Annotated in this window: 3 protein-coding genes and 3 pseudogenes; all 6 read left to right on the top strand. The window is 31.2% G+C overall.

All coding sequences use genetic code 11. The features are described from left to right. Positions 1–642: 642 nt before the first annotated feature. A pseudogene (locus tag ON064_RS18505) lies at positions 643–948 on the top strand (hypothetical protein); the annotation flags it as partial. 91 nt (positions 949–1,039) lie between these two features. After that, on the top strand, positions 1,040–2,131 hold the full coding sequence (locus ON064_RS17080) for a nucleoid-associated protein (RefSeq protein ID WP_274625712.1): 1,092 nt from the start codon (positions 1,040–1,042) through the stop codon (positions 2,129–2,131). A 14-nt stretch (positions 2,132–2,145) separates the two neighbouring features. After that, positions 2,146–3,624 carry a hypothetical protein gene (locus ON064_RS17075; RefSeq protein ID WP_274625711.1) on the top strand — a complete coding sequence of 493 codons (1,479 nt, stop codon included), beginning with the start codon at positions 2,146–2,148 and terminating at the stop codon, positions 3,622–3,624. A gap of 316 nt (positions 3,625–3,940) precedes the next feature. Next, complete coding sequence (locus ON064_RS18500; RefSeq protein WP_407951628.1) at positions 3,941–4,054, top strand: hypothetical protein; 114 nt, start codon at positions 3,941–3,943, stop codon at positions 4,052–4,054. A gap of 287 nt (positions 4,055–4,341) precedes the next feature. After that, a pseudogene (locus tag ON064_RS18495) lies at positions 4,342–4,434 on the top strand (hypothetical protein); the annotation flags it as partial. A gap of 90 nt (positions 4,435–4,524) precedes the next feature. Further along, positions 4,525–4,750: pseudogene (locus ON064_RS17070) on the top strand (hypothetical protein); the annotation flags it as partial.

The following is a 4,750-nucleotide window of genomic DNA, read 5'->3' as shown; positions in this document are numbered from 1 at the left end:
CCGTTGCAGTAGATATGTTCAGTATACCGGGGTCTGAAAATAGAAAAAACCCCAAATGGGGGCATTTTTTTAAGTGTCTACTATTTAGGGTTCAATTCACTCAAAAGGTTGCAACATGATTGTTATTTCCTCAGAAATTTTGTCTTGCCTGTTGAACAAAACTTAGAAAATCAATCCTCCTCTAGACTGTCACATCCTCTTGATTTTTAATTTTTATTTTAGCAATAATTTTCTTAAAAAATCCGTAATTCACAATTTAGTTCTTTTGATAATATGGGGAGGTGCTCTGCTTTGAAAGAATACGCTCCGTTTTCATACTTCATATACGTAGAAGCATTCTTCATACCTACTCTGTATGCCATTTATCGCGAGGTTTTACCAAGTTAATAACGTCTTTTTTGAACGAATTGTAAATCTCAAAATTCCATTCTCCCTTTAATTTTTGTTTTAGCAACTCCTTGATCTCATATTATTATTGCCATTTTAGAATTATGAGTTTTTTATTTCTAATTTTGAAATAATTATTTTTCCGTTTCACAAACGTGATAAAGTATTAATGTACATAAAGAAATTGGTGAGAGAATGGATATTGATAAGCACATTATAAAAATGCGAGAGTCCAGAGATTAGAGCCAACGTGAATTAGCTAAACGAGTAAAATTGAATGTTAGTGTATTGAAACAGATTGAGTCTAACGAAAGACCAGTAAGAGATCATAAGTTATTAGCTATAGCTAGTGTGCTTGCGGCTTCTATCGGTCAACTCCTCGGCCGCGCCCCCCTCTCTTGGAGTGATGATGAAAAATTCGATGGAAGGGTTAACGATCCGGAAGTCTATAAGTTTTATAAAGAGTTTTACGAAAGTCCTGAGGAACGCCGAAAAGCGCCACTAGCTGAGTGGGAGATATTGAAGACTCAAAGTAAATATAGCTGTTCACCTTGCTTCTAGCAGAGTTTTATTTTAAGTAAAGAAAGAAATTTCCACCTTATTGAGATAGTTTTAATTATGAATTTCAAATTTTTTAAAAAGGGGAATGAACATGGTTAATCAAACTGAAGTAAAAGAAACAGTAGAAATTGGAAATATCGTAATTAATAATCTGGCAATTACAATCCTAAACTTGGAGAAGTCTCATCCTCAATTAGCCAAAAAAACATTAAAACTTAAGACAAATGAGCATAAAGTAATCTTAGAATTCTTCTACAAACATATAAATGAAACTCGAAAGGGCAGACGGACAAGAGAATGTGAATTTCTAACTCCAGCAGCTACAGTACTGAAAAAAGTTCAAAATTATCAAGACTCTAAACAGAACTCAAAAGATGGTTTCCTTGAATTTTCAAACGAGATTAGCAAATATTTATTTCGAATAATGAAAGATAAAAAATCAAAAAGTAGCGGAAGTTTTTTTATACTTGATATTATTATGAACAATGAACCAATGATAGTAATGCTTAAACTAGATCCCAAAAATGGTGTTCAGATTGACTTGGAGACCTTGAATTTACTTGAAGTAGCCAACATGCTGCCTGAAACAAATGACAGAGTTCATAAATGTGCAATTATCAAAATGAATTACATAGAAGGAGAAACTAATTTATTTGTAATGGATAGGCAACAAAAATCAGGAGAAACTTCACAATACTTTTTGACAACATTTCTTCAATCTAGTGCTATACCAAATAACAACAAAAAAACAATTGTTGTTCTAGAAGAAGCTTATGAAAGAATCTCTCCAAAATTGCCCAATATTGAAAACGAGCTTGTTAATGCTACAATTGATAAAGAATTTCATAACGGATTAAGTATCCACTTGCCACAATCTATAGAAAATATTTTCGAACATCTAATCCCATCCGATACAGTTGACAGAGAGATTCTAATCGATGATTATACAACAGAATTTATTGAAAACTTCACAACAAAATATGAGGATTACGGATTGCACTTTGTAGTTGAAAGAGATGAAAAGAAAATAACTTATGGTTCCAAATCAAAACAAGTTATATTCAAATATGATAAAGCACTTGATGGTAACGAAATTATTATTAAAGATAATCCGAAAGAAAACATCTATACTATTACAATAAAAAATGATGATGATTTAGATTTCAAAAAAATAATAAAGTAAGAAGGTGAAGCTGGATGTCAATTGACTCCATAAGCACAAGTAAATTATATAAAATTTATGAAGAGTTCAGTTATATCCAGCATAACCTAACTAATTACACTTTAAATATTACTGAGACAGAAAAACTACTTCAAATTGAATTTAAAAATCCTACTTCTGTAAAAGATTTAAAAGCCTTAAGGAACCTATCATATTTTGAAACATTTGTTGTTGGAGAATCTAATGACATTGCTTATTTTATTTTAGCCATCGATGATCCAAAGAGAAATATGACTATAGATTATTTAAAAAACAGAAGAGTTAGGGTTAAACTTGATAAGAGTGATTTGAGTTTGAATTTAAATGGAATTGATTTTCTTTTTTTCACTTCGAACTATATAGTGGAGTTCCTTGAACAACTTGAAGATCAAGAGATTAATTATAAGATAAATATTGGTGTTTACGGTATAGAATCTTTTAGTACACCTTTAATCAACTTTATCGGACTAACATCTCTTCCTACAGAACGTGAATCTAAAATACCTATAAAAAAAGAAAGACTTGAGATGTTAAATAGGTTACTTAGAAATACTGAGGGTAAATTTACTAAATTAAATAATCCCCTATCTTTTTACCCTGAGGAGATAGAACTTGTAAATATAAATGACTTACCAGAATTAAAAATAAAATTAATTCAAAGATTCTACCATTCTTTTTTAGAAGTTATAAGTTATAAAGTAGATAATGAGATTTATGATATTAGAGGTAAGAAAAAGATTTTTATTTCTACTGATGATAATTTTTCTACTGTAAATCATAAAGTTTTTTACGATTTATTAATTTTCCTTTTTAGAGACGATAAGTTTTTAGAAAAATTTTTGATATTGAAAAATGTAATGACTCGATATATTAATGATAAAGAAACTTTATCAAATCTCGATACGAAAATTATTGAAATTGAAAAAACCGTTAATTATTATTTTGAAAAGTACGTTCAAGATGATTTGGAAGTTTTTTTCGAAAACAGAGACACTGTTTATAAAGAAGCAATTAATATGTCAAAATCTATCAATGAACAAAATGATAAGGTGAATTCATACTTAAATACATCTTTAATATCAACTTTAGTTTTAGCTCTATCGTTTATATTCAAAAGTCTTATATCTCTTAATAATTCTAGTTTAATATTTGCCAATGTGTTCTTAATTTCTTTTTCCATAATTTTTTATAACTTCATATCCCGAACTTCTAATGAAAGATTTTCAACAATAGAAAAACAATTCAATCTTTTTCTCAATAAAATGGGTATAATACTCGAGGATGAAAAAATTGATATTAATCAGACTTTTATTATCAATCCAAAAAACGATTTATTTTCAAATGTAGCTCGTATTAAAACTTTATTATTCTATTCAAATATATTCTTAGTCATAATAACTATTGTCACAATTCTGTATTCTAATTTCGACGAAATACAGGCATTTCTTATAGCAAGTAGACTACTTCCAAAATAGTAGTATAATACTTTTCCAAAACCATGCTTTTCAAAAGCGGGGTTTTCTTATACACTACATAGAACGCATGTTCCATGTAGAAGAATGGCTACATTAATACATATAATCATTTAGAAGAATATATTAGACAATTTTTAAACTTAATTGAAATTCACACTCCTCATCAATTGAATTCAGAAAATATATATGCGCGATTAGGTCTTCAAGTAATTATATCCCCCATAACTCAATGGGAATTGATGGAGCTATATTTTGGGATAACCGGAAACCTGATACAGAGCAATGAGGAGATTTTGCTCACGAATTATGCCATGCGATGTGGCATGCTGGAGATCAAGCTCTTATGCCCTTAACTATGCGTGATTATCAAGAATGGAAAGCTGAAAACTTCTCGCAACATTTATGCCTCCCTACCTTTATGCTCGAGTAATTGGAAATGCCAGCATATAGAAGTCAGGTCATAGGGCTGCTGATGGAGACGTTCGGAGTCACTCATGAATTCGCCGCCAAACGGTTGCAACAGTATCTGCAAAATATACAATTCGGCTAAAAACCTACATAAAGATTACCAAGACCATTCCCAAGAACAAATCGTATTACCATTCTCGCTTTGAGTACGATGGTATGTTGCAGTAAAGGATGAATTCTATGTATTTCCGTGAGTTAGTGAAAGAGATGAGGTAGGTATGTGTCGCTGAAGGACCGTGCGATCCGCGGACGGGTAGACGGAAACAAATTTTTCGACGCGGAAAGACAAAAGGCGAAGCCAAAACCAAAATCGAACAAGCGATTCGAGAAGCGCAACACTAAATGGACTACAATGCAAAAGTTCTATTCAACCAATTTGCTGCTGATTGGTACTAGCATTATCGTAACCGAGGAAATAAAGAAAATACTAATATGACACTTGAATTCGGTATGCAGTGGCTGAACGAGTACTTCGATAACATTCCGTTGCAGAATATTACACCGAAGTTATATCAAGCTATGCTCGACGACTTATTTAAGGAAGCTAAATCGAGAAGTTCATTGACAATCATTCATACCATAGGCTGCTCTATTATTCAATCGACTAAAAATAAGAACATCACTCTATATCTCCATAATAAACCTGCTTATGCCAAAA

Source organism: Planococcus sp. A6, assembly GCF_028823615.1.
Lineage (GTDB): Bacteria > Bacillota > Bacilli > Bacillales_A > Planococcaceae > Planococcus.
The sequence above is the reverse complement of the archived record's forward strand: the minus strand, read 5'-3'. Positions and strand labels throughout refer to the sequence as shown.

Excerpts from the sequence above, each read along its gene's own strand:
- ON064_RS17080 (WP_274625712.1), top strand. The coding sequence starts at position 1,040 with ATGGTTAATCAAACTGAAGTAAAAGAAACAGTAGAAATTGGAAATATC.
- ON064_RS17075 (WP_274625711.1), top strand. The coding sequence starts at position 2,146 with ATGTCAATTGACTCCATAAGCACAAGTAAATTATATAAAATTTATGAA.
- ON064_RS18500 (WP_407951628.1), top strand. The coding sequence starts at position 3,941 with ATGTGGCATGCTGGAGATCAAGCTCTTATGCCCTTAACTATGCGTGAT.